This window comes from Streptomyces sp. NPDC020597, assembly GCF_044335095.1.
In the GTDB taxonomy this organism is placed as follows: Bacteria; Actinomycetota; Actinomycetes; order Streptomycetales; family Streptomycetaceae; genus Streptomyces.
The window spans coordinates 729,051-754,934 of record NZ_JBIRUL010000001.1 but is presented as its reverse complement, the minus strand read 5'-3'; the positions used below and the strand labels follow the sequence as shown (position 1 = coordinate 754,934).

The 25,884-nt window shown below is 68.8% G+C and carries 24 protein-coding genes and 1 tRNA gene; 3 read left to right on the top strand and 22 right to left on the bottom strand.

Annotation, left to right across the window (positions count from 1 at the left end; genetic code table 11):
• Positions 1 to 86: 86 nt before the first annotated feature.
• The 8 genes from ACH4ZA_RS03505 to ACH4ZA_RS03470 form a co-directional block, all read right to left on the bottom strand.
• Positions 87 to 1,889, bottom strand: a complete 1,803-nt coding sequence (locus ACH4ZA_RS03505; protein WP_398427840.1) for a trypsin-like serine protease — start codon at positions 1,887 to 1,889, stop codon at positions 87 to 89.
• 133 nt (positions 1,890 to 2,022) lie between these two features.
• On the bottom strand, positions 2,023 to 4,035 hold the full coding sequence (gene rho, locus ACH4ZA_RS03500; RefSeq protein WP_398427776.1) for a transcription termination factor Rho: 2,013 nt from the start codon (positions 4,033 to 4,035) through the stop codon (positions 2,023 to 2,025).
• A 428-nt stretch (positions 4,036 to 4,463) separates the two neighbouring features.
• Positions 4,464 to 5,393, bottom strand: a complete 930-nt coding sequence (gene thrB / locus ACH4ZA_RS03495; RefSeq protein ID WP_351674149.1) for a homoserine kinase — start codon at positions 5,391 to 5,393, stop codon at positions 4,464 to 4,466.
• A 582-nt stretch (positions 5,394 to 5,975) separates the two neighbouring features.
• A complete protein-coding gene (gene thrC / locus ACH4ZA_RS03490) occupies positions 5,976 to 7,034 on the bottom strand; it encodes a threonine synthase (protein ID WP_398427775.1) in 1,059 nt (352 codons plus the stop codon).
• Between the two features lie 3 nt (positions 7,035 to 7,037).
• On the bottom strand, positions 7,038 to 8,336 hold the full coding sequence (locus tag ACH4ZA_RS03485) for a homoserine dehydrogenase (protein ID WP_398427839.1): 1,299 nt from the start codon (positions 8,334 to 8,336) through the stop codon (positions 7,038 to 7,040).
• A 200-nt stretch (positions 8,337 to 8,536) separates the two neighbouring features.
• Positions 8,537 to 9,928 (bottom strand): diaminopimelate decarboxylase, encoded by a 1,392-nt coding sequence (gene lysA / locus ACH4ZA_RS03480; RefSeq protein ID WP_398427774.1) that lies wholly within the window; start codon positions 9,926 to 9,928, stop codon positions 8,537 to 8,539.
• A gap of 14 nt (positions 9,929 to 9,942) precedes the next feature.
• Entirely contained in the window at positions 9,943 to 11,022 is a 1,080-nt protein-coding gene (nrtL, locus tag ACH4ZA_RS03475; protein WP_398427773.1) for an ArgS-related anticodon-binding protein NrtL, read from the bottom strand.
• 100 nt (positions 11,023 to 11,122) lie between these two features.
• A complete protein-coding gene (locus ACH4ZA_RS03470) occupies positions 11,123 to 11,614 on the bottom strand; it encodes a response regulator (RefSeq protein WP_398427772.1) in 492 nt (163 codons plus the stop codon).
• A 111-nt stretch (positions 11,615 to 11,725) separates the two neighbouring features.
• Here ACH4ZA_RS03470 and ACH4ZA_RS03465 point away from each other — a divergent pair.
• Positions 11,726 to 11,797 (top strand) — tRNA-Arg (locus ACH4ZA_RS03465).
• Between the two features lie 233 nt (positions 11,798 to 12,030).
• Here ACH4ZA_RS03465 and ACH4ZA_RS03460 read toward each other — a convergent pair.
• From ACH4ZA_RS03460 to ACH4ZA_RS03415, 10 genes are all read right to left on the bottom strand, one after another.
• Entirely contained in the window at positions 12,031 to 13,437 is a 1,407-nt protein-coding gene (locus ACH4ZA_RS03460) for a tyrosine-type recombinase/integrase (RefSeq protein ID WP_398427770.1), read from the bottom strand.
• Positions 13,434 to 13,604, bottom strand: coding sequence for an excisionase (locus tag ACH4ZA_RS03455; protein WP_328436064.1), 171 nt, complete (start codon positions 13,602 to 13,604; stop codon positions 13,434 to 13,436). The genes ACH4ZA_RS03460 and ACH4ZA_RS03455 overlap by 4 nt, the downstream gene beginning before the upstream one ends.
• Positions 13,604 to 14,971, bottom strand: a complete 1,368-nt coding sequence (locus tag ACH4ZA_RS03450) for a replication initiator (RefSeq protein WP_398427769.1) — start codon at positions 14,969 to 14,971, stop codon at positions 13,604 to 13,606. Before ACH4ZA_RS03450 ends, ACH4ZA_RS03455 begins: the two co-directional genes overlap by 1 nt.
• Positions 14,972 to 15,072: 101 nt before the next feature.
• On the bottom strand, positions 15,073 to 15,393 hold the full coding sequence (locus ACH4ZA_RS03445) for a SpdD protein (RefSeq protein WP_398427768.1): 321 nt from the start codon (positions 15,391 to 15,393) through the stop codon (positions 15,073 to 15,075).
• Positions 15,394 to 15,417: 24 nt separating this feature from the next.
• Positions 15,418 to 15,573 (bottom strand): hypothetical protein, encoded by a 156-nt coding sequence (locus ACH4ZA_RS03440; protein WP_328433989.1) that lies wholly within the window; start codon positions 15,571 to 15,573, stop codon positions 15,418 to 15,420.
• A 15-nt stretch (positions 15,574 to 15,588) separates the two neighbouring features.
• Positions 15,589 to 15,771: a mobile element transfer protein gene (locus ACH4ZA_RS03435; protein ID WP_328433990.1), complete on the bottom strand. Its 183-nt coding sequence runs from the start codon at positions 15,769 to 15,771 to the stop codon at positions 15,589 to 15,591.
• Positions 15,768 to 15,953: a hypothetical protein gene (locus ACH4ZA_RS03430; RefSeq protein ID WP_398427767.1), complete on the bottom strand. Its 186-nt coding sequence runs from the start codon at positions 15,951 to 15,953 to the stop codon at positions 15,768 to 15,770. The genes ACH4ZA_RS03435 and ACH4ZA_RS03430 overlap by 4 nt, the downstream gene beginning before the upstream one ends.
• Before the next feature lie 15 nt (positions 15,954 to 15,968).
• The gene (locus ACH4ZA_RS03425; protein ID WP_398427766.1) at positions 15,969 to 16,661 is read right to left on the bottom strand and encodes a DUF2637 domain-containing protein; all 693 of its coding nucleotides are present in this window, start codon (positions 16,659 to 16,661) and stop codon (positions 15,969 to 15,971) included.
• Positions 16,662 to 16,747: 86 nt separating this feature from the next.
• On the bottom strand, positions 16,748 to 18,115 hold the full coding sequence (locus tag ACH4ZA_RS03420; protein ID WP_398427765.1) for an FtsK/SpoIIIE domain-containing protein: 1,368 nt from the start codon (positions 18,113 to 18,115) through the stop codon (positions 16,748 to 16,750).
• A 5-nt stretch (positions 18,116 to 18,120) separates the two neighbouring features.
• Positions 18,121 to 18,468 carry a hypothetical protein gene (locus tag ACH4ZA_RS03415; protein WP_069768393.1) on the bottom strand — a complete coding sequence of 116 codons (348 nt, stop codon included), beginning with the start codon at positions 18,466 to 18,468 and terminating at the stop codon, positions 18,121 to 18,123.
• A gap of 232 nt (positions 18,469 to 18,700) precedes the next feature.
• Between ACH4ZA_RS03415 and ACH4ZA_RS03410 the strand changes: the two genes are divergently transcribed.
• On the top strand, positions 18,701 to 20,008 hold the full coding sequence (locus tag ACH4ZA_RS03410; protein WP_398427764.1) for a HEAT repeat domain-containing protein: 1,308 nt from the start codon (positions 18,701 to 18,703) through the stop codon (positions 20,006 to 20,008).
• Positions 20,009 to 20,035: 27 nt separating this feature from the next.
• On the opposite strand, the gene ACH4ZA_RS03405 is transcribed toward ACH4ZA_RS03410, so the two are convergent.
• The 4 genes from ACH4ZA_RS03405 to ACH4ZA_RS03390 form a co-directional block, all read right to left on the bottom strand.
• Complete coding sequence (locus ACH4ZA_RS03405; protein WP_398427763.1) at positions 20,036 to 20,860, bottom strand: integrase; 825 nt, start codon at positions 20,858 to 20,860, stop codon at positions 20,036 to 20,038.
• Positions 20,857 to 21,708 carry a sigma factor-like helix-turn-helix DNA-binding protein gene (locus ACH4ZA_RS03400; RefSeq protein WP_398427762.1) on the bottom strand — a complete coding sequence of 284 codons (852 nt, stop codon included), beginning with the start codon at positions 21,706 to 21,708 and terminating at the stop codon, positions 20,857 to 20,859. The genes ACH4ZA_RS03405 and ACH4ZA_RS03400 overlap by 4 nt, the downstream gene beginning before the upstream one ends.
• A gap of 178 nt (positions 21,709 to 21,886) precedes the next feature.
• Positions 21,887 to 22,291, bottom strand: a complete 405-nt coding sequence (locus ACH4ZA_RS03395; protein WP_093776427.1) for an ATP-binding protein — start codon at positions 22,289 to 22,291, stop codon at positions 21,887 to 21,889.
• 96 nt (positions 22,292 to 22,387) lie between these two features.
• Positions 22,388 to 23,239: a helix-turn-helix domain-containing protein gene (locus tag ACH4ZA_RS03390; RefSeq protein WP_398427761.1), complete on the bottom strand. Its 852-nt coding sequence runs from the start codon at positions 23,237 to 23,239 to the stop codon at positions 22,388 to 22,390.
• 1,030 nt (positions 23,240 to 24,269) lie between these two features.
• Here ACH4ZA_RS03390 and ACH4ZA_RS03385 point away from each other — a divergent pair.
• Complete coding sequence (locus ACH4ZA_RS03385) at positions 24,270 to 25,646, top strand: hypothetical protein (protein WP_398427760.1); 1,377 nt, start codon at positions 24,270 to 24,272, stop codon at positions 25,644 to 25,646.
• The last annotated feature ends 238 nt before the right edge of the window (positions 25,647 to 25,884 follow it).

The window sequence follows — 25,884 nt, the reverse complement described above, 5'->3', positions numbered from 1 at the left end:
CTGTGCGCGAAACGGGGCGCGGCGAGCACGGAACGTGATCGCAGGTGGGGGCCGAACGCGGCTCCCACCTGCGATTTCACGAGGTTTCAGCCGAAGATGTCGTACTGCTTGAACGTCGTCCCGAGTGACACCCTTGTGGCAAAGATCGCACTCGTGGGCTTTCCGGTGCCCTTGTACAGGTAGAGCGTTCCGGCGGGCGTACGGGCCAGCAGGTCGGCCACCCCGTCCCCGCTGACGTCCCCGACGGCGGCGACGGCGTTGTACGTCGTGCCGGCCCAGGTGGCGACCTTGACCCGGGCCGCGAACGCGGACGCGGCGGCGCCGTTGCCCCGGTACAGGTAGACAGCGCCGGTGCTCTTGTTTCGGGCGATCAGGTCCGCCCTGCCGTCGGCGGTGAAGTCGCCGTGTCCGCGCAGGACGTCGTACTGGTTCCAGCCCGTGCCGTTCTTGACGCGCGCCGCGAAGGAGCCGGCGCCGTTGCCCGGGTAGACCCACAGTGCGCCGGCCGAGTCGACGGCGACCAGGTCGGGAAGCCAGTCGCCCGTGACGTCGCCGGGGGCGACGATCTGGGTGCGGGTCTTCCAGTTGTCGGCGATCAGCTTGGTCGCCCAGGTCCCGCTGGAGGGCACGTAGTGCTTCCAGAAGACGTCGCCGTCGGAGGCGCGCCGCAGGACGAGGTCCTGGACGCCGTCGCGGTCCAGGTCGGTCTGCAGGACGAGGTTGAAGCCGCTCCAGGTGCCCCAGGACTCCCGGGCGCCCAGCGAGGCGCCCTTGGAGTCCATCTCGTACCCGGTCCTGGTGGACGCGGAGCGCGCCCACAGGTCGGCCAGGTGGTCGCCGCTGAGGTTGGCGTCGTCGACGCGCGGGTAGGCGCTGCCGACGTACGCGGAGACCTTGCTGAAGACGCTGTACGCGCCGCTCTCGACGCAGTTGGTGACGCCCCAGGAGACGACGCCCGCGATCCTGTCCTGACCGGCGGCGTTGCGCACGATCAGCGGCCCGCCGGAGTCGCCGTTGCAGGCGGAGGTGGTGCCCGCGTCGGCGCCGGTGGCGGGCGTGCCCGCGCACACCATGTGGCCCTTGCGGTAGTCGGCGCCGTAGTAGTCCGAGCAGGTGGCGTCCGACTGCATCGGCAGCACGGCCGTCTTCAGCGTCTCGGAGAGGTCGTCCGTGGCGGAGGTGGTCCGGCCCCAGCCGTACAGCGTGGCCTTGGTGCCGGACGCGTACGAGGCGGTGTCCGTGCTCGTCGTCATCCTGATCGGCGTGGCCCTGACCGGCGTCTCCAGGGTCAGCACGGCGATGTCGTTGTCGATGGTGGTGGCGCTGTAGGACGGGTGGTTCCACTGCCGGCGGACGTAGGTGCCGGTCCCGCCGTGCAGGCTGCCGTCGTCGGACATCAGCTGTGTGCTGCCGGTGACGACGTAGCCGTGGGCCTGCCAGTTGTAACCCTTGACGCAGTGCGCGGCGGTGAGGATCTTCGTCGGCGAGACGACCGAGCCGCCGCAGAAGAAGCCGACGTCGTCGGAGGTGGTGCTGGTGCCCCGGTCGTCGCCGTACCAGAGCTGGGCCATCCACGGGGCCCGGGTGACGGTCGTCGTCGTGCCGCCGATGATCTTCGGGTCGACCCTGGTGGCGCCGACGCTCGTGCTCCCGCTGAGGGAGGCCTTCGCGGCCTGTCCCGGCGTCTCGTCGCCGTTGACCGCGACGTCGATCAGCTTGCGCAGCTCCTTGGCCGACTTCGTCGCGGCCGTGGCCGGCGCCGGAGGCGTCTCGGCGGCCTGGGCGGACGACAGGAACAGCGTGCCGGCGACGGCCGCCGCCAGGCCTGCCGCGGCGACGGGCAGGGCGATCCGTATCCGGCGTCTGTGCCGGCCGCCGCCCCCGGACATGGGTGTACCCACGCGAGTCCCCCCTCAGGGATCAGGATGGTGGAAGAGCGAGATCGTATCCCGCCCGTGAAACGCGGATCAGGGCCGCCCCCGCGTGCGGGGACGGCCCTGATCCGATGTCGGGGCTACGACGTCAGTCGTTGTTGTTGCCCGGCGACGGCGTCGTCTTCTGGATCTGCATCAGGAACTCGCCGTTCGACTTCGTCTGCTTCATCTTGTCCAGGAGCAGCTCGATCGCCTGCTGCTGGTCGAGCGCGTGCAGCACCCGGCGCAGCTTCCAGGTGACGGCGAGCTCGTCGCTGCCGAGCAGGATCTCTTCCTTGCGGGTACCGGACGCGTCGACGTCCACCGCCGGGAAGATGCGCTTGTCGGCGAGCTTGCGGTCGAGCTTGAGCTCGGCGTTGCCGGTGCCCTTGAACTCCTCGAAGATCACCTCGTCCATGCGGGACCCGGTGTCCACCAGCGCGGTGGCGAGGATGGTCAGCGAACCACCGTCCTCGATGTTGCGGGCCGCACCGAAGAAGCGCTTCGGCGGGTACAGGGCCGTCGAGTCGACACCGCCGGACAGGATGCGGCCGGAGGCCGGGGCGGCGAGGTTGTACGCACGGCCCAGACGCGTGATCGAGTCGAGCAGCACGACGACGTCGTGGCCCAGCTCCACCAGGCGCTTGGCCCTCTCGATGGCGAGCTCGGCGACCGTGGTGTGGTCCTCGGCCGGACGGTCGAAGGTCGAGGAGATGACCTCGCCCTTGACCGACCGCTGCATGTCGGTGACCTCTTCCGGACGCTCGTCGACCAGGACGACCATCAGGTGGCACTCGGGGTTGTTGTGCGTGATCGCGTTGGCGATCGCCTGCATGATCATGGTCTTGCCGGTCTTCGGCGGGGCCACGATCAGACCGCGCTGGCCCTTGCCGATCGGCGCGACGAGGTCGATGATGCGCGTCGTCAGGACGCCCGGGTCGGTCTCCAGACGGAGCCGGTCCTGCGGGTAGAGCGGCGTCAGCTTGTTGAACTCGGGGCGTCCGCGCCCGGATTCGGGAGCCATGCCGTTCTGCGAGTCCAGTCGCACGAGCGCGTTGAACTTCTCGCGGCGCTCCCCGTCCTTCGGCTGACGGACGGCGCCGGTGACGTGGTCGCCCTTGCGCAGACCGTTCTTGCGGACCTGGGCGAGCGAGACGTACACGTCGTTCGGGCCCGGCAGGTAGCCGGAGGTCCGGATGAACGCGTAGTTGTCGAGGATGTCCAGGATGCCCGCGACGGGGATCAGCACGTCGTCGTCGGCGAGCTGCGGCTCGGGGGCGCCGATCTCGTCGCGCCCGCGGCGGCCGCGGCGGTCACGGTAGCGGCCGCGACGGCCACGCCGGCCGTCGCCGAACTCGTCGTCGTCCTGCGGGCCGTTGTCGCGCTGCTGACCCTGACGGCCGCCGCCCTGCTGCTGACCCTGCTGGCCGCCGCGCTGCTGCTGGCCGCCCTGCTGGTCGTCGCCCTTGCGGCGGTCACCGCGGTCACCGCGGTCACCGCGCTCGCGGCCGCGCTCACGGCGGTCGCGGCGACGGCCCTCGCCGCCGTCGGCGTCGCTCTTGGCGTCGCCCTGCGGCTGCGCCTGCGCCTCGGCCTGCGCCGGCGCGGGCGTCTCGGCCTTCGGCGCGCTCTTGGCCTCCGCGGCGACCGTCTCCGGGCTGCCCGCGTCGGCGGTGGCACGACGGCGACGGCGCTCGGTGGGCGCGTCGGCGCCGGCCGGCTGACCGGGAATCTCGATCTGCTGCTGGGCCACGGCCTTTTCGGCGGCCTCGGCCGGGGCGGCGTCCGCCTTCTTGTCGGCGGCCTCTCCCGTGCGGGCCTTGGAGGTGGCGCGGCGCTTGGGCTTGGCCTCGGTGGCCGGGTCCTCGGCCTTGGCCGGGGCGCCGCCGCCTGCCTGCGCCTCCTTGATGACCTCGATCAGCTGGCTCTTGCGCATCCGCGCGGTGCCCTTGATGCCGAGGCCGGATGCGACCTGCTGCAGCTCGGCCAGCACCATGCCCTCGAGGCCGGTACCGCGGCGTCGCCGGGAGCCTGCACCGGTGGCAGGCGCGGAGGCGTCCGTGGCGGGCGCGGCAGCGGTCTCCTCGACACGTGCGCCCATCAGATCGGTGGTGTCGCTCACGAAGGGTCCTTCCCTGGAGCGGACGTCGGCCTGTCTGGCTCGGCGACCGTTTGTGCTGTCCGGCTTCGGTCCTTGCTGAGGCGAAGCCGGGGCGGTGGTCCGCCTCATGCGGCGGAAGAGAATTTGCTGGTGATGGCGCTTCCCCGACGAGCCGTGACACCCGGTGTCACGTGGCGTGGTAAAGCACCGATTCCGAAGCTCCCCCAGAGGGGGGACCCCCACTTGCGGCCGCTCAGCGTCGTTGCACGGCGTACTGCCCAGGTACGACGTACGGAACGCAGTGCGGCTTGGGGAGCTCCCGGAAGAATGTCTGTCCCGAAGCGGGACACGAAGCACCTCGCCGTGGTGGGGTCGGGTGCAGACTTGAGGTTAACACTACCGGATCCAACAAACATTCCCCCTCTCGAAATCCGGCAACCGAGCGCTTTTCAAATGTCGCCGGAGGGCGCAAGAGGCAGCACGCACGCCCCTTGCAGGTCCATGGCCAGGCGGTTCGCGGCCCAGTCCGCGCCGGCCGAGGACTCGATCTTGTCGGCCGTGTCCGCGTCGGCCAGCGCCATCACCGTCGGTCCCGCGCCGGAGATGACGGCCGGGATCCCGTCGGCGCGCAGCCGCTCCACCAGCGCGGCGCTCTCCGGCATGGCCGGCGCGCGGTACTCCTGGTGCAGACGGTCCTCGGTGGCGGGCAGCAGCAGCTCGGGGCGCCGGGTGAGGGCTTCGACGAGCAGTGCGGCGCGGCCGGCGTTGGCCGCCGCGTCGACGTGCGGGACGGAGCGCGGGAGCAGGCCGCGCGCGGTCTCGGTGAGGACCGGCTTCCCGGGCACGAAAACCACCGGAACGATGGAATCGGCGGGCTCCGTCCTGATCGCCCGCGCCGCGCCGGCCTCCATCCAGGACAGGGTGAAACCGCCGAGCAGACAGGCCGCCACGTTGTCCGGGTGGCCCTCGATCTCGGTGGCGAGCTCGAGCAGGGCGGCGTCGTCGAGCCTGCTCTCACCGCCTATGGTCACCGCGCGCGCGGCGACGATGCCGGCGCAGATCGCGGCGGATGAGGAGCCGAGGCCCCGGCCGTGCGGGATGCGGTTGGCGCAGACGATCTCCAGTCCGCGCGGCTGACCGCCGAGGACGTCGAAGGCGGTGCGCAGGGAACGGACGAGCAGGTGCGTCTCGTCACGCGGCAGCGTCTCGCTGCCCTCGCCCGCGATGTCGATGTGCAGCCCGGAGTCGGCCACCCGGACGACGACGTCGTCGTAGAGCCCCAGCGCGAGGCCGAAGGCGTCGAAACCCGGGCCGAGATTGGCGCTGGTGGCGGGAACGCGCACGCGCACGGGGGCGGCACGGAAGGCGGGACCGGCCATCTTGCGATGACTCTCCTTGAGCTGCGGGGCTGTCGAATGAGATGCGCTACGTACATGGGGACCCTGCCGCCGCTAGGGCGACGCGGCACCGCGGCATATGCGGCGGGCGGGTTCGGTACAGCCTATCGAAGGAAGGTTCTGCGGCGACATAGGGCGCACAGGAGGCGCACGATGCGTGTCGTAAGCCCCCTGTGCACCCCTGATGGGGAAGTCCCGTCGGGGTCTCGCTTCGATTCGCCGCCGGGCCGCTGCCGAGGCCTCTGCCCGGGCGGCGGCCAGGCCGCTGCCGGGTCGTGCCGGGCGGGGCCGTGCCGGGCCGCCGCCGACGACGGCTTCGCCGAGGTCTCTCCGCCCCCATACCGCCGGGCGGGTGTTCCTGGTGGAACAGATGTTTCGGGCGTTTCCAGTCGTCCTGGTGTTTCCGGCGATTCCCGTGTTCCCGGCCGTTTCCCGTGTTGCCGCCGCCGTTTCCCGTGTTTCCGGTGTTTCCGGTGTTTCCGGTGTTTCCGGGTGGGTGGGCAGCCGTGCCGCCGTCGGCCGGCGGGCGCCCGTGGGCCGCCCGCCGGTTCGTGGAGGGATCCGCTACGCGAGTCCGAGCCGCTCGGCCGCCGTGACCGCGTCGACCGGGACGGTGACAGGCTGCGGGGCGCCGGCGACGGCCCAGTCGGGGTCCTTGAGGCCGTTGCCGGTGACGGTGCAGACGATGCGCTGGCCGGGGTCGACCAGGCCCTGCTCGGCGGCCTTCAGCAGACCGGCCACCGAAGCGGCGGACGCGGGCTCCACGAAGACGCCCTCCTGAGCGGCCAACAGCCGGTAGGCGCGCAGGATCTCACGGTCCGTCACCTCGTCGATGCGGCCGCCGGACTCCTCCTGCGCCGCCAGCGCGTACTTCCAGGAGGCGGGGTTGCCGATACGGATCGCGGTGGCGATGGTCGACGGGTCCTTGACGATCTCGCCGCGCACGATCGGCGCGCTGCCGGACGCCTGGTAGCCCCACATTCGCGGCGTCCTGGCGGCGATCCCGTCGGCGGCGTACTCCTGGTACCCCTTCCAGTACGCGGTGATGTTGCCCGCGTTGCCGACCGGCAGGACGTGGATGTCGGGGGCGTCGCCGAGCATGTCGACGATCTCGAAGGCGGCCGTCTTCTGCCCCTCGATGCGCACCGGGTTCACCGAATTGACCAGCGCCACCGGGTAGTTGTCGCTCAGCGAACGGGCGAGGGTGAGGCAGTCGTCGAAGTTGCCGTCGACCTGGAGGATCTTCGCCCCGTGGACGAGGGCCTGGCCCATCTTGCCGAGCGCGATCTTGCCGCGCGGCACGAGCACGGCCGAGACCATGCCCGCGCGGACGGCATAGGCGGCCGCGGAGGCAGAGGTGTTGCCCGTTGAGGCACAGATGACTGCCTGCGCGCCTTCCTCCTTGGCCCGCGTGATCGCCATCGTCATGCCGCGGTCCTTGAAGGACCCCGTCGGATTGGCGCCCTCCACCTTGAGGTGGACCTCGCAGCCCGTGCGCTCGGAGAGCACCTGCGCGGGCACGAGCGGTGTGCCGCCCTCGCGGAGCGTCACGACCGGCGTGCTGTCGGATACCGGCAGCCGGTCCCGGTACTCCTCGATGATTCCGCGCCACTGGTGGGTCATTGGTTACTCTCCTTCAACCCGCATGATGCTGGCGACACCCCGCACGGTGTCGAGCTTGCGCAGCGCCTCGACGGTCCCGGTGAGGGAGGCGTCGGACGCGCGGTGGGTGACGACGACGAGAGAGGCCTCGCCGTCGCTGTCCTGCCGTCCCTGCTGGCGCACCGTATCGATGGACACCCCGTGCTCGGCGAACACGGTCGCCACCTGGGCGAGAACGCCCGGTTTGTCGGCGACGTCCAGACTGATGTGGTAGCGCGTGACGACATCGCCCATGGGCGACACCGGCAGGGCGGCATACGCCGACTCGCCGGGCCCCGTCGCCCCGCTGAGCCGGTTGCGGCAGACGGCGACGAGGTCGCCGAGCACGGCGGAGGCGGTGGGTGCACCGCCGGCGCCGGGGCCGTAGAACATGAGCTGGCCGGCCGCGTCCGACTCGACGAACACGGCGTTGTAGGCGCCGCGGACCGAGGCGAGCGGGTGGCTCAGCGGAATCATGGCGGGGTGCACCCGCGCGGTCACGGAGCCCCCGTCGGCCGCCCGCTCGCAGATGGCGAGCAGCTTGATGGTGCAGCCCATCTCCCGGGCGGAGGCGAAGTCGGCCGACGTCACCTCGGTCATGCCCTCGCGGTAGACGTCGTCGAGACGCACGCGCGTGTGGAAGGCGATCCCGGCGAGGATGGCGGCCTTGGCGGCCGCGTCGAAGGCCTCGACGTCGGCGGTCGGGTCGGCCTCGGCGTATCCCAGCGCGGTGGCCTCGTCGAGGGCCTCCTGGTAGCCGGCGCCGGTGGAGTCCATCTTGTCGAGGATGAAGTTGGTGGTGCCGTTCACGATGCCGAGCACCCGGTTCACCTTGTCGCCGGCGAGGGACTCGCGCAGCGGCCGGATCAGCGGGATGGCCCCGGCGACGGCGGCCTCGTAGTAGAGGTCCTTGCCGTGCTCGTCGGCGGCGGCGTGCAGCGCGGCGCCGTCCTGGGCGAGCAGCGCCTTGTTGGCGGAGACGACGGAGGCGCCGTGCTCGAAGGCGGTGGTGATGAGCGTGCGGGCGGGCTCGATACCGCCGATGACCTCGACGACGACGTCGATGTCACCGCGTTTGACGAGGGCGGTGGCGTCGGTGGTGACGAGGGCGGGATCGATGCCCTCCCGGACCCGCGACGGCCGCCGCACGGCGACACCGGCGAGCTCCACGGGAGCGCCGATCCGCGCGGCGAGGTCGTCGGCGTGCGTCGTCATGATGCGCGCCACCTCTGAGCCGACCACTCCACAGCCCAGCAGCGCCACCTTCAGCGGACGCGTACGCATCATCCGACCTCGTTTCCTGAATACCGTCTACGGCTGTTTCCGGTTGGTTCAGTCTCACTCACCGGACCGGAGTTTCTATCCCCGGTCCGGATCGTGAGACATCTATTTCATTTTCGCAGAGGCGGCGGACAGGAGATCTTCCGCCCTTTCCTCTCCGCCGCCCCATTCTCCTTCGCGGGGCCGATTTCCCGGCCGGCCGCTCAGCCCACGTCGAGCCGCAGCAGGTCCTCCTCGGTCTCCCTGCGCACGACGACCCGCGACTCCCCCTCGTGCACGACGACCACCGGCGGCCGCAACACGTGGTTGTAGTTGCTGGCCATGGAACGGCAGTACGCCCCCGTCGCGGGGACGGCGATGAGGTCACCGGGCGCCAGGTCCGACGGCAGGAACGCGTCCTTCACCACGATGTCCCCGCTCTCGCAGTGCTTGCCGACCACGCGCGCCAGCATGGGCTCGGCGTCACTGGCACGCGAGACGAGCGCGACGCTGTACTCGGCGTCGTACAACGCGGTGCGGATGTTGTCGGACATGCCGCCGTCGACGGAGACGTACGTCCGCAGCCCGTCGAGCGGCTTGACGGTGCCGACCTCGTACAGGGTGAAGGCGGTGGGCCCGACGATCGCGCGGCCCGGCTCGACGGAGATACGCGGGGTGCGCAGCCGTGCGGCCTCGCACTCCCGGGTGACGATCTCGGTCAGCGCCTTGGCGATCTCGTGCGGCTCACGGGGGTCGTCGTCGCTGGTGTAGGCGATACCGAGACCGCCGCCGAGGTCGATCTCGGGCAGCTCGACGCCGTGCTCGTCCCTGATCACCTTGAGGAGCCCGACCACCCGGTGGGCGGCGACCTCGAACCCCGACATGTCGAAGATCTGCGACCCGATGTGCGAGTGGATCCCGACCAGCTCGAGTCCGTCGAGCTGCAGGGCGCGCCGCACCGCCTCGGCCGCCTGACCGCCGGCGAGCGGGATCCCGAACTTCTGGTCCTCGTGGGCGGTGGCGATGAACTCGTGCGTGTGGGCCTCGACGCCGACGGTGATGCGGATCTGGACCCGCTGGCGCTTGCCGAGGGACTGCGCGATGTGCGCGACCCGCACGATCTCCTGGAAGGAGTCGAGGACGATGCGCCCGACGCCGGACTCCACGGCCCGGCGGATCTCCTCCGTCGACTTGTTGTTGCCGTGGAAGGCGATGCGGTCGGCGGGCATGCCGGCCGACAGGGCGGTGGCCAGCTCGCCGCCGGAGCAGACGTCGAGGTTGAGCCCCTCCTCGTGCAGCCACCGCACAACGGCCCGGGACAGGAACGCCTTGCCGGCGTAGAACACGTCGGCGTCGTCGCCGAACGCGGTGCGCCAGGCACGCGCCCGGCCGCGGAAGTCCGCCTCGTCGAGGATGTAGGCGGGGGTGCCGTGCTGTTCGGCAAGGCTGACGACGTCGACGCCGCCGACGGTCAGCACACCGTCGGCGTTGCGTGTGACGGTCTGCGCCCAGACCTTGCCGTCGAGGGTGTTCAGATCGGCGGGCGGCGCGGAGTAGTGGCCCTCGGGCAGGACGTCGGCGTGACGGGGCCCGGCGGGGTGGGCGGAACGGCTCATCTGGGCGTGCTCTCTCAGAGGTGATCGGGTGCGTCGATGCCGAGCAGGGACAGACCGCCGGCCAGCACCGTCCCGGCGGCTTCGGCAAGCGCGAGCCGGGCACGGTGGGCGGCCGAGGGTTTCTCCTCACCACGGGGAAGGACGACGGGAAGCAGGACGAGGGTCACGTCGGCCAGCGCGAGAAGGTGCCGGGCGAGACGGGAGGGAGCGCCGGCATCGAGGCCGGGGGTGACCGGCTGCGGGACGTCGGTCACGGCCGTGGCCAGGATGCGGGGGTAGTCCGCCAGAAGGGTAAGCAGGTCTTGGGCTTCGGACGACGCCCGAAGCCCGAAGCCGGCGCCGCCGACGTCCGCGACGACATCGGTGAGGACGTTCGTGAGGGCATCGCGCGGCCCGGGGCCGGACCGGGGCCCGAACCCGAGATCGGCGGCGTTGCGGCACACGGCCCGGGTGCGGGCGTGGGCGTAACGGACACGGAAGAGAGGATTGTTCTCCCGCTGGACCAGATGATCGGCGGTGATCCGGGGCCGGTCGTGCGGCGCCGGATGCAGCAGCGCCCAGCGTGCCGCGTCGGGCCCGAGCGGGGCGGGGTCCTCGGGCGCAGGAATGGGCCGCAGGGTGACGGGCCCGTCGTGACAGATGTCGACCCGGCCGCCCTGCGCCGCGACGATCCGCGCGAGCGCGTCGGCGACGACCTCCGCCCGCACCTCGTACGGCACCCGCACCGCGAACACCTGACCGGCGAGCCTGTCGTCGTGCCCGTACCGCGGCCCCTCGACGAGAACACGCCGGACGAGGACCGCGGCGGCGGAACCGTCGAGGCGCAGGTTGAGGAACCCCGGCCCGGTGATCTCGACGCCGGCGACCCCTTCGGAGGCGGCCAGGTACGACCGGAGCACTTCAGCGACACGGAGCGGGGGCTGCCCGGCCGGGCGGGCGAGCTGCAGGGCGATGTTGGTGGCGTAGTCCCCACGCCCACCGGGCCCCGGCGGCGCGACCACGGCACGCGCAGGAACCGCCACGCTGAGCTCCCCGGCCTCCACGGCACGACGCACCGCGCACAGCACGGTACGGGAGAGCTCGACGGGGGTCACGGGACAAGCGTAGGGGAGGAAGGGGGCGGGTATGCGAGCAGGTTTCCGAGACGTCCGCAATGTGGACGCCGACAAGGATCGACACGACTACGGGATGTGTCTAGTCGGTCATGGGTCCCGCGCCGGACCCGCCCCCCGTCCCGGCCCCCACGCCCTCCCCCGCGCCGCTCTCCCGATCCATCAAGCTCCGAACGAGCAGAACGAGTTCGGCGGGGTCGAAGGGCTTGGCGAGGAAGGCGTCGACGCCGACCTCCAGCCCGGCCTCCACCTCGTACTGCGTACACGCGCTGATGATGGCGAGCGGCAGATCACGCGTCCGTGGATCGGTACGCAGCCGGGCGGCGGTACGCAACCCGTCGAGCCGGGGCATGGCGACATCGAGGGTCACGAGATCGGGTCGCACCTCATGGACGACTTCCAGACACTCGACACCATCGGACGCGGTCACGACCTCGATGCCCTCCAGCTCGAGGTTGACCCTGATCAGCTGCCGGATGACCTTGTTGTCGTCGACAACAAGCACCCGGCCCGACGCGCCTGGCACACCTCGAGAGTAGGTCGGGACCGGCCACCGCGTCCGGGTTTTCCCCACTTCCACCCCTCGCAGGCGACGCTCCGGCCCGCGAAAACACGTTCATGAACACCCCGAGGGAGCTGGTAGTGTTCTACCCGTCGCCGCGAGCAAACAACTCCGGCCCGACACGCCCCCGTAGCTCAGGGGATAGAGCAACGGCCTCCGGAGCCGTGTGCGCAGGTTCGAATCCTGCCGGGGGCACCTTGAATTAGGTGCCCAAAGACCCCGCCACCAGCGCTTTCGCTGAGGACGGGGTCTTGGCGTATGTGCAGCTGTGTGCCGCTCGGAGCGGCCGTATGTCGAAGCCCGCGGCCTATTCGCGGCCAGGCCGCAGAGCGTAAATCCGCAGGTAGACCCCCGGAAACGACGAGGCCCCCGGACAGGAAGTCCAGGGGCCATCATGCCGCGTGTGGGCGGTCTCAGGTGTGTCGGGATCAGGTCTCGTCGCCGGGCTCGCCCTCCTGGTCGTCGTGCTCCTCCAGGAGCTCGGCAATCCGACGGTTGGCAACGTCCTGCCGACCGTCGAGGCACTTGGCGTACCGGCTCAGGAGCACCTCGACGCTGTTACCTGCCCGCTCGGCGACCTCGGTCGGATCCACGCCGGCGTTGAGCCACGAGGAGAGCGCTGCGTGCCTCAGGTCGTACGGCCGAGCCGCGAGCGGTGATGCCGCCTGCTCCGGTGTGAGCGCCAGGTGCCGCGCCTCATCCCAGACACGCCAGTAGGTGGTGGAGGCGACCACTCCCCCACGTTCGTTGGCGAACAGCCGGCCATCCTTGGCCGTGCCGAACTCCTCGATGTGCGCGAGGAGCATGCGCACGAGGCGGGGCGGAATCGGAACGATGCGGGTCTCGTTCGCTGCTCGGTTCTTCAAGCCGCGGTCGTCGTGAACGGCGCCGGTCCCGGTCCAGCGCTTACCGACGGTCGGGCGGCTCTTCTCCAGGATCAGCGAGCCCCACCCGCTGTCCGGCAGCGTGCAGTCCTGACGGCGCAGCGCCACGGCCTCAGCTGGACGGAGACCACCGAAGTACATGCAGGCGAACAGCGCGACGAGCCGCCGCCCGCGAGCCCGGCGGTACCCACCCACGTACGAGACCGCGACCAAGAGCTCCCCTGCCTGGCGAGGGTTCACGACTACACGGCGGTCCACTTCCTTAGTCACCTTGGGTGGCTTCCACTTCACGAGCGTGACCGGGTTCTCGGGGAGCTCCCCCAACTCGACCGCGTAGGCGAGCGCGTTGAAGAGGACGGCCCGCTTGCGCCGTACGGTCTCGGCGGCAGCCGTGGCCCCGGACAACGTGAGCTTGAGCGAGTCGAGGACGCGCCGGATGTCCGCCGGGTTCTTGAGCGTCGCCAGCGGCAGCGACGCTTTGGCCACCCAGCGCAGGGCGTTTGCGAACTCGACGGGCAGCGGTTCCTCGTTCGCGCCCCGGACGACGAAGGCCCAGCCACGCAGTGCACGTCGGAGCACGTCATCAGCCGGCCGACCCGGCCTGTCGTCGAGCAGCTGTGTCGTGACGAGCGTCATCGTCTCGTTGGCGCTGTCTCGGGAGTTCGGCGCAGCATGCGGCCACTTCATGGCGATGTACGCCCGCGCGAAGTCGTACCAGGTGAGGGACGGTTTAGCGGTTGCCATCGAGTCCGGCAGACCGGTTTCCGAATCGAATGCCTCCCCGTTCTGAACGGCCCTGAGTAGCTGCGCCCGGAAGTTGTCCGCGAGTGCCTTGGTTCGGAAGGTCTCGGAGAACGGCAGCGTGCTGGCGACCCTCCAGCGCACCTCATACGAAGCCTTCTTCGTTGGCCTCTTGCGAATGCTCCAGATCCGCACGTCGTAGGACTTCACGCGGCCTCCCCGAGCCCATGGAGCCACGAGGTGAAGTCACTGCGCCAGAAGCGAAGTTCACCGTTCGGAAGCTTGATCGCTTCCGGAGCATGCCCCAGTTCGCGCCAGCGGTAGAAGGTGCGGCGAGAGACTCCGCCCAGCTCGGCAAGGATCTGCGGGACGGTCATCAGTTCGTCTCGTCGGCGGTCCACGACGAGTCTCCTTCCGTGTCCGGGGTGTCGGGTCGCCGCGAGGTGGCGAGCCAGGATTCGGCGGCGGTCAGCCCGGTACCGGCGAAGCGCCAGTGAGAGAGGACGAGGACGGTGTCCGGGTCGGGCAGCGGGTGACCCGCCTCAGCCGCGCGTTCACGGGTGAGTGCTTCGTTGTGGTCAGCGCGTTCCTGGCGGAGGGCGCCGAGGGTGACGGAGTACGCGCGGGACTTGGTCGAGAAGTGACCGCGGAAGCCGAGCATGTGAGCCCACTTGCGCAGGCGCAGGTCTTCGAGCTCAGGGAGCGCGCCGAGGTGCCAGCAGGTGAGGATCATCCGTCGGGCGTGGTCGGTGACGTCGGTGCCGATGAGGTCGATGACTGGGTTGCGGATCGGGCGGTCGAGGGTGCCGGTCGCGCTCTCCGCGCCCTTGGTGGCGTACTTGGCGATGTAGGAGGCGACGGCTCGGCTGCTCAGGTCGGTAGTGCCCGTGAAGTCGGCGGAACGGATGGGCCGGACGTCGAGCTCTTTGCCGAAGCGGAAGGTGTAGGCGCGACCGTCGAGGATCGGACCAGGCGCCTCGGCGAGACGACCTGCCGAGCGGATCGCATCGCTGAGGAGCTCTGTGGTCGCCCAGGCCGGCGGAGTGTCCTCGGCACCTTCCGGACCATCGAGCCGGATCACGGCGTGAAAGTGGACGGCACCGCGCCGCTGGTACTCGGCGACCTTGGCGTACGACACCTTGAGGCAGTCGCGCAGTTCGGAGCGGCCGATGCCCGCGCGGGAGGCGAGCTGCTGACGCAGGTAGGTGGTGAACCGAGCCCAGAGGGCACCGGCGTGCGCGTTCCAGAGGACGGCCGCGCCGTAGTCGTAGCGCTCTGGGTCGAGGGGCGTGCCGAGGATGGAGTCCCCTTCCGGGTGGACACGACCACAACGGCAGCGGCCGGCGGAGGGACGGTTATGGACCGGGCCGAACGACGGGGCGGTGAAGGTGGCGAAGACGCGGGGGTGTCCTGCGACGATCGGGCCGATCCCCTTGCCGCCGCTCAGCCCGGCCGTAACCAGGTGGAACGTGTCCTTGCGGTAGACCTCGGCGCACGCGGCGCACCTGGTGGCGCGGCGGTTGTTGCAGCGGATGAGGAGCTGTCCGACCGGAAGGTCTCGGTCGACGACCTCACGGACGATCTCGCCCGTAGCGGCGTGGACGTCTAGGCGCTGACCCTCCATCCGTACGGGCTGCTCGCAACCACCGAGACGTTGGATCTGCCGTGCGTAGCCGCTGAGGTCGCCGTGCAGGGCGAGGGCCGCCAGCTGACGGATGGCTCCGGGCGGAGCCTCGGGACGCATGTGCGGGTTCCTCCTTGGAGGGGCTGGAGTTTGGGGCCAGACCTCGGCTCGTCCAGGGGGCTAGACAGTGTGGGCAAGTCGAGGCAGAGAAGTGGATGAGGTCAGCGGCGGTCGCTCCGGAGGATGGAGCGGATGACGACCGCGCAGACGGCCACGGAGGCGGCGGTGATCGCAACAGCGAGGAGCATGGAGACCAAGACCGCACCGACGACGAGGACGGCGGCACTGCCACCAGCGATGAGGGCGAGCGTGCTGCCGGGCGTGAGCTGGACAGTCGGGCGGTTGGAGGTCGGGGCGGACGGAACGGGGACGGAAGCCGGGGCATAGGCCGCCGGGCTGTACGCGGTCGGGCTGTAGACGGTCGGAGCCGGGATGGTGTTGACCGAGGCGGTGTCCTGCGGCGGGTACTTCGGGGTGAACACGTGGGTGATCCCTTCTGCGGGCGATCAGTCGAGGAGGGCGGCGACGGCGGGGGCGAGGACGCTGTCGGCGACGAGGTAGCCGCCCAGGAGGAGCAGGGCGACCAGCCACCACGGCGGGCGGGCGAGCTGGATGCCGAGGACGGCGACGACGAGCACGGCGAACCAGAGCGGGACGGTCATGGCGGCGGTCTCCTGTCAGGCCTTGCAGCGGTGGGTGCGGGCGGCGAGTTCGGCGGCGGCGCGGCTGTCGTACTCGGTGGAGAAGTCACAGCGAGGTGCGGTGCAGGCGGCGAGGTGGCGGTTGCGGCCACGGGCGAGGTAGGAGGCGACCTGTACGGGGCCGATGCGGCGGACGTTGCGGAACCTGGGGTTGGTCATCGCGGGGTGTCCTCTCCGGTGAAGTCGTGGGCGTGGTCGGTGAGCCACTGCCTGATCTCGGGGAATTCGTCGTGGGTGGCCTGGTAGAACGCGGCTTCCGCGACCGCGACGGCTTCGACGAGCCGATTGCGGCGGGTCAGCTCTGCGGCGTACTCCAGCGCGGAACGGATAGCGGGACGCATCGCGTGCGTCTCCTTTCAGAGGTGGGCGGCGACGGACGGCGTCATGGACGGCGGCAGGCCGAGCCGGGCTCGGACGGTGTCGGGGTCGGCGGGGTGGCCGGTGGTAGCGCGGTGTTCCTCGGCCAGGACCCGGACGCGGTCGACGAGGGCGGGCGGCAGGGAGACGGCGGGAGCAGTGGGCGCCGGGGCAGGAACGGGGGTGGCGATCCGTTCGATAGCGGACTCCGGAGCCGGTTTCGGGTCGGTGGACGGTGCCGGGAGCGCGTCACGGTCGGGCTCCTCGACGGCGACCGGGGCAGTGGGCGTCCCCGTCTCCGTCGGTGCCTCTGGCATGCGGGACGTGTGCGCCAGAAGCGTTCCGCCGAAGAAGGCGACGGCGGGCCAGCCGGCCACCACTACGCGGAGCGACGCGGGAACGTCGTCCAGGTCGAGGAGCCCTGCGGTCGCAACGTTCGCGCCGAGGGAGGCGGCAAGGGCGACCAGGAACCACAACCTCGGTCCCCCAGCGGGTTGTCCGGCGCGCTGCGCTTCCCGCATCCGACGCCATGCAGCGACCAACAGCAGGTCGACGCTGACGGGGTAGGCCCACGCCTTCCAGCCGCCCTGTCCAGCCGCCTCAGCAAGGTCGTGCAGGTGCGAGAAGGACAGGGCACCCGCGATGACGGCCTGGACGATCACGGCGTCCACACGGGCCAGTTGGGCACGCATCGGCTCGGCTTCCTTCCGGTTCGAGGCATGGGAGGGGTAGGGACTTGGCGCGCGACGGTCACGCCGACCGTGGGAAAGGGGTGCGGCTACTCGGTCACCGGGCGCACGGTCGGCGCGGCAGCGGCGGGAGAGGCCGACCCGGCGGACTCGACGGCGACGACGGGCCGGAAGGAGCCGAGGCGGGGCAGTTCCGGCACGAGGCCGGAGGTGTCGCGGCAGATGGCCGCCGCCTCATCGAGGGTGAGGTGTGGCGAGCGGGCGCGGAACCAGCCGCCGGAGGAGTCGCCGACGATGGCGACGCCGGGCCGTTCGGCCGGGATAGAGGTGGCCGCGAGAGCCGCTTCCGGGGAGATGTCGGCCAGCGCCATGTTCGCCGACGACTCGTCGTTGACGCGGTGGCAGATGCGGCCGGTGAGCTGGGCGCGGAGCATGGTCGCGCCCTTGCCGAGTTCGGAGCCGAAGCGCTGGCCGCACACTTCGAGGTAGATGCCGGCCGCGCGACCGAGCTGGGCGATACGGATGAGCTTGGTGACCATCGCATCGCGTCGCTTCTCGTCGTCCCGGCTTGCGGCGAGGAAGAGTTCCGCGACCTCGTCGACCACAACCACGACCGGCACCGGCCGCACCGCGTCCGGCAGCCCCCACACGTCCGAGGTGAGCACGGCATCCGCACCCAGTCCGGACCGAAGACCGATCAGCCGGAACCGTGCCTCCATCTCTTCCAGCAGAGCGTCAAGGAGTTCGTTGGCACGGTCGGAAGTGTCAGCGAGTGCCGACAACCGGGGTGCGAACGGGGCGAGTTCGACGCCCCATTTGCAGTCGATCCCGACGAGCACGACACGTTGCCGGGCCAGGCCACACAGAAGGTTCCGCAGGTACACGGACTTGCCGGACTGCGTTGCGCCGAGGATGAGTTCATGCGGCACGGCACGGAAGTCCCGTACGTGCCACCGTCCGTCATCCCGAAGCGCCAGCGGAAGGGTGAGCGGCCCGCGCTGCTTCCACCGCCGTGCGGGCTGCACGTCGGAGAGAACGTCCCAGCCGATCAGGCGCAGTTCGAGCCAGCCCGGCTTGGTCGGACGGATGTGCACGGCGTGTGCGGCCCAGGCGTGGCGCAGCCGGTCGGCCGAGGCCATGAAGTCCTCGGGAGCCTGCCCGGTCGCCATGCGCAGCCGCATCACGAGCCCGGACCCGGTCGGCCACGGAAGCGACCGCCGAGGCGGAACGGGGGTGGCTTCCCGCCCGATCATCCGGGCCGTGGCCCGACGGACGGCCGAGGCCGGGACCGTCAGGCCGCACGCGTCCATCGTGGCCCGGTAGGTGGTGAGCACGCGCAGCGCGACGAACGGGTAGCCGACCAGCCACCAGAACGCGACCGGTGCGCGGCGGCGCAGGACCAGCAGGGCGGCGAGTGCCAGCAGGCACAGTGTCAGCGTCCAGACGGTGTCAGTCATGGCGATCAGCCCTGCACCGGAGCCGGAGCGTTGACCATGACCGCGTCCGCCCGGTAGGCGATGCCGTGACGCATCCGCCCGCCGAACTCGCTCTCCCAGGGACGGGCGATGAGGCCGGGCAGGATGACCGGAGCTCCCATCACCAGGCCCTCACCGATGCCCTTCTCAGGAACGGTGACCTTGATCATGTCCGAACCGCCCGCCGCGATGAACACCAACTCCAGCACCATGAGCCGGTCGTTGGTCACCGGGTCGATGGCGATCTCACCGGTCTGACGGTCCTTCACCTTGACCTCAGGCAGCTTGGTGACGAGGAGCGTCGCAGCCGAGACGTCTACGGGGATGACACGCATTTCTTGAACCTCACTTGGTTGGCGATGCGTTCAGTCCGCACCGCTTGGGCTGGATACCCCCCTAGACAGCAGAGGGGTGGCCCACCCGGAACTGTCTAGGGGGGTTGACGACTACGTTAGACCGACGGACCGTCAACTGTCTAGGGGGGTATGCAAGTCGGGTGGCTCTGACAATGTCAGACCCGTGCCGGATCATGACGCCCGAGGGCCGGTCGACCTTGCTGGAGGGAACGTGGTGGACACCGACTTGATACGGGACCTCGGGGTGCCGGACCGACGCGAAGCGGCGGCTGACACGTTGGCCGCTCTTGGCCCCGACGCGGTGGAGCACCTGGTGCGGGAGCTGACGGACGAGGAATCCCCTGTGGACTGGCGGCCGATCGCCAGCGTGCTTGAGCGGATCGGGGACGCAGCCTTCGACGGCCTACTTCGAGGTCTCGCCTCCGCGTCCACCGAGAGCTCTCGCAAGCGCGTCGGCTTCGCGTTCTCCTGCCTTGGCGCGGCGGCCCTGGACCGCTACACCGCAGCCCTCTCCCATCCCGTGCCGCACGTGCGCGCGACGGCCATCCGCGGGCTCCAGCACTGCGGCGACGATGCCCGGTCTGTCATTTCTGCCCTGATGCCCCTGCTCGGGGATCCCGACCCGGGGGTTGCCCGACAGGCGCAGGACGCCCTGATTCTTCAAGGCGAGCACGTCATTCCCCTGCTCCAGCGCATCCGGGACCAAGGGCCGGGCTGGCAGCGGGCGCGTGCGTTGACCGTGCTCGCCGAGCTGGGCGGCGAACCGGCACTGTCCCGCGCCGACGTGGCCGCGATCGAACGACTCATCCGCGTCAAACTCCCGGACGACCGGCCCGAAGGGATGTGGGCGTGCTGGAATCACTGGATGGCCGTCCCGAGCGGTGACCAGGCCGGAATCATGCAGACCCTTGGCTTGGTCGACCCAAGACCGGTGACCTTCGCTCTCGGCAACGACATCGTCGACGCGGACGGCCACGGCTGCGGCGCGGACGACCCCCACAACGGCTACGAACGGGTCTTCGTGACGCCCGAGCTCGACGGCTGGACCCTCATCCTCGGCGCATGGTGCGACCCGTGCGGCGAGGAGCGAAGCGAGGACGTCCTGCGCCTGTGCACCGAACTCAGCGCCCGCTACGGCCAGGCCCACGCGTACTACTACGGCGGCCAGGGCGACGGCTCCGCCTGGCTCATCGCCGAGCAGGGCACCGTGATCCGGCGGTACTGCGAAACAGGCGAAGGAGAGGACGAATTGCTCACCCTCGGCGAGCCCCTGCCGTACGAGCGGGCCCGCCGTGTGGAACTGGGCCTCACGCCCGACTGGGACCCCGCCCAAGAGAGCCAGGACGACGAAGACGAGTGGCGGTCGGCAACTCACGACATGGCCGCGGACCTCGCCCGCTCCTATGGCGTCAGCCCCCTGCACATCGGCCCCGACACACCGTCACGGGGAACCGGCGTCGTCGCCCTGACTCCGTACGGCGTCGCCCATGGCGTACCAGCGGGGGCATACCGCATCTGAGCAAGGGCGGGAGCAGGGCAACGCCGGTTACTCGGGCAGCACCCAGTGCAGTGCGGTGGCGTCATCATGTGCCTTGCCCCGTGGCCAGCGACGACCGTCGGGGTCATCGGCCTCGGCATCCCGCACTCGGCGGATCAGCCCGTCGGGCCCGGACTCCCCGAGGACGTCCAACGCCTCTTGCCAGGTGGCAAGTTCGAAGAGGTCGACGAGTCGCGTAGCGCCGTCGCTGAGCAAAGTCACGGAGGTCAGCGATTCCAGCGGCACGGACCCGGTAAGGGCATGTTCGGCCGCTTGAGGATCGGGCCCGGCGATCCAGAAGCCACCCGGCCGGTTGCGGAGCCCCGTCAGGGCGTCGCGGTACTCGGCCAGGGCGGCAGCGTGCTCGGGGGAACCGGTAGGCAACGCGTCGACTGGCCCACGCAGCTGCACGCTGACGTCGTCCAGGCGCAGATCCGTGACGGCGGTCGTCTTCCCGTCCTTGTCGGCGAGCAGGAGTGTCGAGTCGCCGAGTACGAGGTATTCCAGGACTCCCTCAGCGGCCCGCACGGCGACGACCGTACTGGTCGGACTGGCCCGATAGGCCAGGTCGCAGGTGTCTTCGTGCAGCGACCGGACTCCGCGGATCGAGTCGGCCAGACAATCGGCGAGCGGCCGTGCAGGTTGCACCGTGATGGCGCTCAACAGCAGCCCGCCCAGCGTGAACGAGAACCACGCGACGCCGTGCATGCAACCGGTCTCCGCCCCGGCCACGCCGGCACCGTCCAGCAGGACAGCCGTGCCATGTGCGGCAGCGGCGAAGTCCTCGTTGCCCCCGCACGGTTCGGAGGGCTGTGAACCGAGGGCGACGTTCACGCCTCCGTCTCCTCATCGTGCAGGTAGAGGGGGGTGAGCAGTTCGACGGACTGCGGTTCGTCGGTCTCGGGGTCGTACTCGACGCGCACCAGCGTGGAAAAGCGGCGCTCGCCCACCTGCCCCCAGATCGTGTTGAGGTCGGAGGTGAGCATGTGGACCACACCGAGGGAGCCCTCGGTGTGGATTCCGGCGATGGCGAGCACCGAGCCGTTGCCGTCCGGTCGAGGCAGCCGGCCGAGGTATCCGACGTCGTACCAACGAGACGGATCGGTATCCCGACCCGCTCGATACGAGTTGCCGGTACGCCGGTCCACCAGCGCCCAGGGTTCTCCTTCCGGATGCTCCCAGCTCAGTACCGGGTCCTGGGCGTACAGGTCACTCATGGTCTCGGACATACCCGGACCGCAGACGACGACCAGGCCATCCCGGTTGAGGTCAACTTCACCGCTCACCAGCACGTGACCGGAGCTGACATCGAGCCCGTACGACTTGGCCAGCTCTTCCAGCCGCTTCCCGGAGTTCACGTCAGCCATGGCAACGACGGGGCGCTTCTTCTCGGCGTCCCAGCGCAGCGGGGTGACGATCGTGACGGCGCCCGCACCAAGGAAGACCCCCTCGGGTGCTGGACCGGTGTGTCGGATCTGGTGAATCCGCCCACGACTCAGGCCGGCCTTCTCGGCGATCTGCGCATACGACAGCCCCTGGGCGTGGAGGTCCTGGACCACACGGCGACGGAGCCGGGCGAGTTCGGTCACCTCCTGCTGCGCGTCGGCCAACCGCGTCGTGACCTCACGCAGGAGCAGGTACGGATCATCGATCGCCATGATCCGCTGCAACTCGTCCGACATGACCACACCTCCTAGAAGTACCCAGGAGTCTAGGGCCCTAGACGGAATGGGCGGGAGTCGCCTGCCCGAATGAACACCGATCACATAGAAGCCGGCCCGCCGCCGAGGCACACCACGAGGACTCACCCTCCACTACCCGCGAGGCAGCCACCGCCACGGATCACCACCGGGCAGGAGGTCATGACGCGCCGTTCCGCGACAGCTCGGCCCAGACGCAACGCCCACCCGCGGGCCGGTCCTTCACACCCCAGTCCTTGGCGCAGGCCGCGATCAGCATCAGCCCGCGGCCCCCCTCTTCCACCTGGCTGTTCACGCTGCGAAGCAGGGGCTCCTCGTCGCCACCTTGGTCAGTCACCTCGATGCGCACCAGGTCGTCGCCGAAGTGGACGACCACGAGGAACCATCCGCGATACCAGCCACTTCGCGTGTGCCGGACGGCGTTGGCCGCCAGCTCGCCGACGACCAGGACCGCGTCGTCCACGAGGCCGGAGCCCTCGTCCTCAAGCAGGGCACCGACGAAGTGTCGGGCCTCCGCAACCTGCCAGGCCAGGCCAGGGAAGATGCGGCACCACTTTTTGGGCATGGGAACTCTCCTCTTCGTCTAGGGGGCTAGACGGCATTGCGAGCAGAGTATTCCTATGCGTGACCGATGAGCCAGGCATTTAGAGGAATTATTCCTCTAACGAGTGGTGAAGTCCTCCAACTCCCGGAACTCCTGCATCACGCGGAGCAGCAGCTCCCGCGCCTCGATCCCGAAGATCGCAGCTTCTTCGAAGCGGGCGAAGATCTCCTCGTACGCGGCGACCTCGGCAGAGTCATCCAGGACCCGTTCACCTCGGAAGGTCTCGACGACGACCGCCCGCCGGTCGCACAAGGTGAACCCGTGACGAGGCATGACCGGCACCGCCCGACGCCAGGGGATGACCCCGAGGCGCACCGTGCTCAGACTCTCGACGGCCAGGAGCCGGTCAAACTGGGCGAGCATCAGCGAGGGGTTCCCAGGCCAGGTCCGCAACACGGCCTCCGTCAGCACGAACGTCGATTCCCGCCCAGGCTCGTACAGGAGGCTCTGTCGCTCGACACGGACAGCCACGGCACGGCCGACAGCCTCAGGCGTCGAGTTCGGCGCGCTGTCGAAGACGTGCCGGGAGTACTCCGCGGTCTGGAGCATGGCCGGCAGAACGACGCATTGGAACGAGCGCACCAGCCGTGCAGATCGGACCGCGTCATCGAGGGTTGCCCCGGCGGGTGCGTCGTTGCCGGTTGTCTCGTCGGTGTCCGGAGCAGCCTCGACGGCGACCAGGAGGTCACGCACCTCACGAGTGGTCGACTCGTCGAGGTCGAGGGCAAGCGTCAAACGCCGCAGGACGTCAAGGCTGGGAACCATGCGCCCGTTCTCGACCTTGGACACGGTCGGTTGCCCCACGCCGGCCCGCTGCGCCAGGACGGCACCCGTCAGACCAGCCTCCGTACGAAGCCCCCGAAGACGCACCCCAAGCGCCTGCATCCGTTCCCGCCGCTCACTCCCCATACACAGGGTTCTACACCACGGGGCAGGGTCTCCCGATACGCCAAGGTCTGTCCGTCCCACGGATCTCAGGAAACGTCCTCCTCCGATCGCACCCAGGCCAGTTGCACGTCACTGAGCAGAGGGGAGAACCCGTCCGGGAACGCCATCATGAGGGGCTGAGGCCACATGTTCTCGGGCCCGTGCCGTTCGCAATGAAGGGCGATGAGATGCGCCCCTTCCCCACAGCGGTCGTGCCCGTAGTAGCGGTCATGGGTCTGACAGAAGTACGAAAACGTCGAACAGTCGTCCCCGTCCACCGGCTCGTAGAAGTCCGGATCACACACAATCTGCGTCACCGGATCCTGCCGGTTGAACCTGGGGATGGGCCTGGGATCACACCAGAGCAGTCGAGATGGAAGCACGCGACCATCCTCCCTCCAAGCCCCGCGCTACAACGACGCGCACAGCAAAGCCGATCACGGCCACTGTCAACCATCAGCTGGGACCGAAGCGTCAAGCATCTCCCGGGACCGGACAACGCCAGCACCCGGACCATGATTCAAACTTTCTCTACTGGTTCAAGGCGGCTCGCTCCGCTCCCCGCGCGCGGCCCGGCCCCCGGCCGGGCCTGCGCTCCTGTCTGCGCCCCGCTCCAGCCCGGCCGGGGGCCGTGCCGCGATGGCAGCACTCAGCCGACCGACCGGGGATGAAGCCGTCACTCTTGGGGCAGTTCCTGGAAACACCATCCCACAACTGACCTGATGCTCTGCCTTCACGGAGATCAAGTATGCCTTCCAGTGGCGACACTTCGGTGTCTGTGGTGGTCTGGATACGGGGCCTGCAAACGCTCAGCAGGAGAGCAGTCATGGAGCATGTAAGACCGCTCAACATTCTGGCTTCTCGTATCGCCACACGGGCTGACAATAGTGAGCCGCAGACGCTTGTTCGAACTTTCGTCAATGTTCAAGCAGTCGCTGACGCCCTGGGTAGCCCTGACAACCAAATCCTATACGGCAGGCGCGGCACCGGAAAGACACACACCCTCCATCACTTGGCTTCCGACGTCCTAGCATCAGGCGACCTCCCAATATATCTAGACCTACGGCAGGTGGGATCGAACACCGGGCTCTATTCTGACGACAGCGAGTCAATTAGCCTTCGCGGCACTACGCTGCTTGTCGATATCCTTGAAGGTATTCATGGAGAACTCCTATCGAAAGCTATCGAGGATGAAAGATTCGAGGGAATTTTGCATGTATTGGATGATTTCGTAGATGCGAGCACGCAGGTAAAGGTTAAAGGGCCCGTCACGGAAACTGAGGAAAACGAAAAAGGAAACTCGCAAGAGTCTGGGCACGGAGCCCACCTTAAAGTCTCACAGAAAGGGTTCGATGCCGGGATCGAAGCGAGCGCAAAGACCTCAACAAATCGTGCCAACAAGAGGTCACGTCAAGTGTCCGGCATAGAAACACCTAGAGTAGTCTTTGGGCAACTAAGATCAGCTGCTGAAAAGATAACGGACCAGCTGCATCCTCGGCGCATCTGGGTACTGCTAGACGAGTGGACGAGCATTCCGATATCGCTGCAGCCAATCCTGGCAGATATGCTGAGACGGACAATATTCCCACTCCGAGGTTGGGTAGTGAAGGTGGGAGCCATTGAGCGACGATCAATGTTCTATCAGCCTATGGCGCACGGCACGGATTATTTGGGACTCGAGCCAAGCGCTGACACTGGCGCATCATTGAATCTGGACGAGCATCTCCAAGAGGGCGAAGCCGGACCGGAGGCCCGTGCATTCTTTGCTGAACTCATATACCGCCATCTAGAAGTACTTCTAGAGGAGCACAACAAGGGAACTCCATACGGCGATCACAATGCTCTTATTCGTGACTTGTGCGCCCCAGGAGCCTTTGAGGAATTGGTCAGGGCTGCGGAGGGTGTGCCTCGAGACGCGATTCAACTACTCGGCAAGGCGGCCCGTTGTGCAGGAAGGAATCGGATACAGCGCGCCCATGTACGCAAAGCTGCAATGAAGCATTTCACCACCGATAAGGAGGTGACCGTAACGCAGAATCAATCTGCATGGACACTCTGGAGGCGAATTCAGAAAAGCGTTGTTCTCGATGGGAGATCCAGACTCTTCCTCGTGAAGAGAAGGAACGACACTCCTGCCTCACTCTTGGACCTTCACGATGCACGCCTTATTCATCTCATCCGCCCAGCCCTAACCGTTCGAGGGAGGAGCGGGGATTTGTACGATGGCTACTGTGTCGACTATGGATCTTACGTCAACTTGCTAGAGGAAGCAGAAATAGACGCTGCCTGGGATGTTCGAAATTCCCCGTGGCGTTACTCTGATCAAGAATTCTTCCTGTCAGAGAACTTCGACACAAGTGCAGTCATCAGGGTCCACAAAAGCAATTGATTCTAGTAAAGGATAGGTGGGGTTAGACGCTTTGACCTACTCGTGGCCGGCTCCGTCCGTCAACGACACAAACCAATAACGTGGCTGGAGCCGGTGGGGGTGCGGCGAGACATACGCGCGCCTGGTCGGCCAGCCGGCCCACCGTCGTGGCTGACTGTCGTCGGCCTAGGTTCAGACTGGCACCGGAGCCACCCACCGCCGGTCGAAAACGGTCTCAAGCACCAAGGGCTACCGTCAA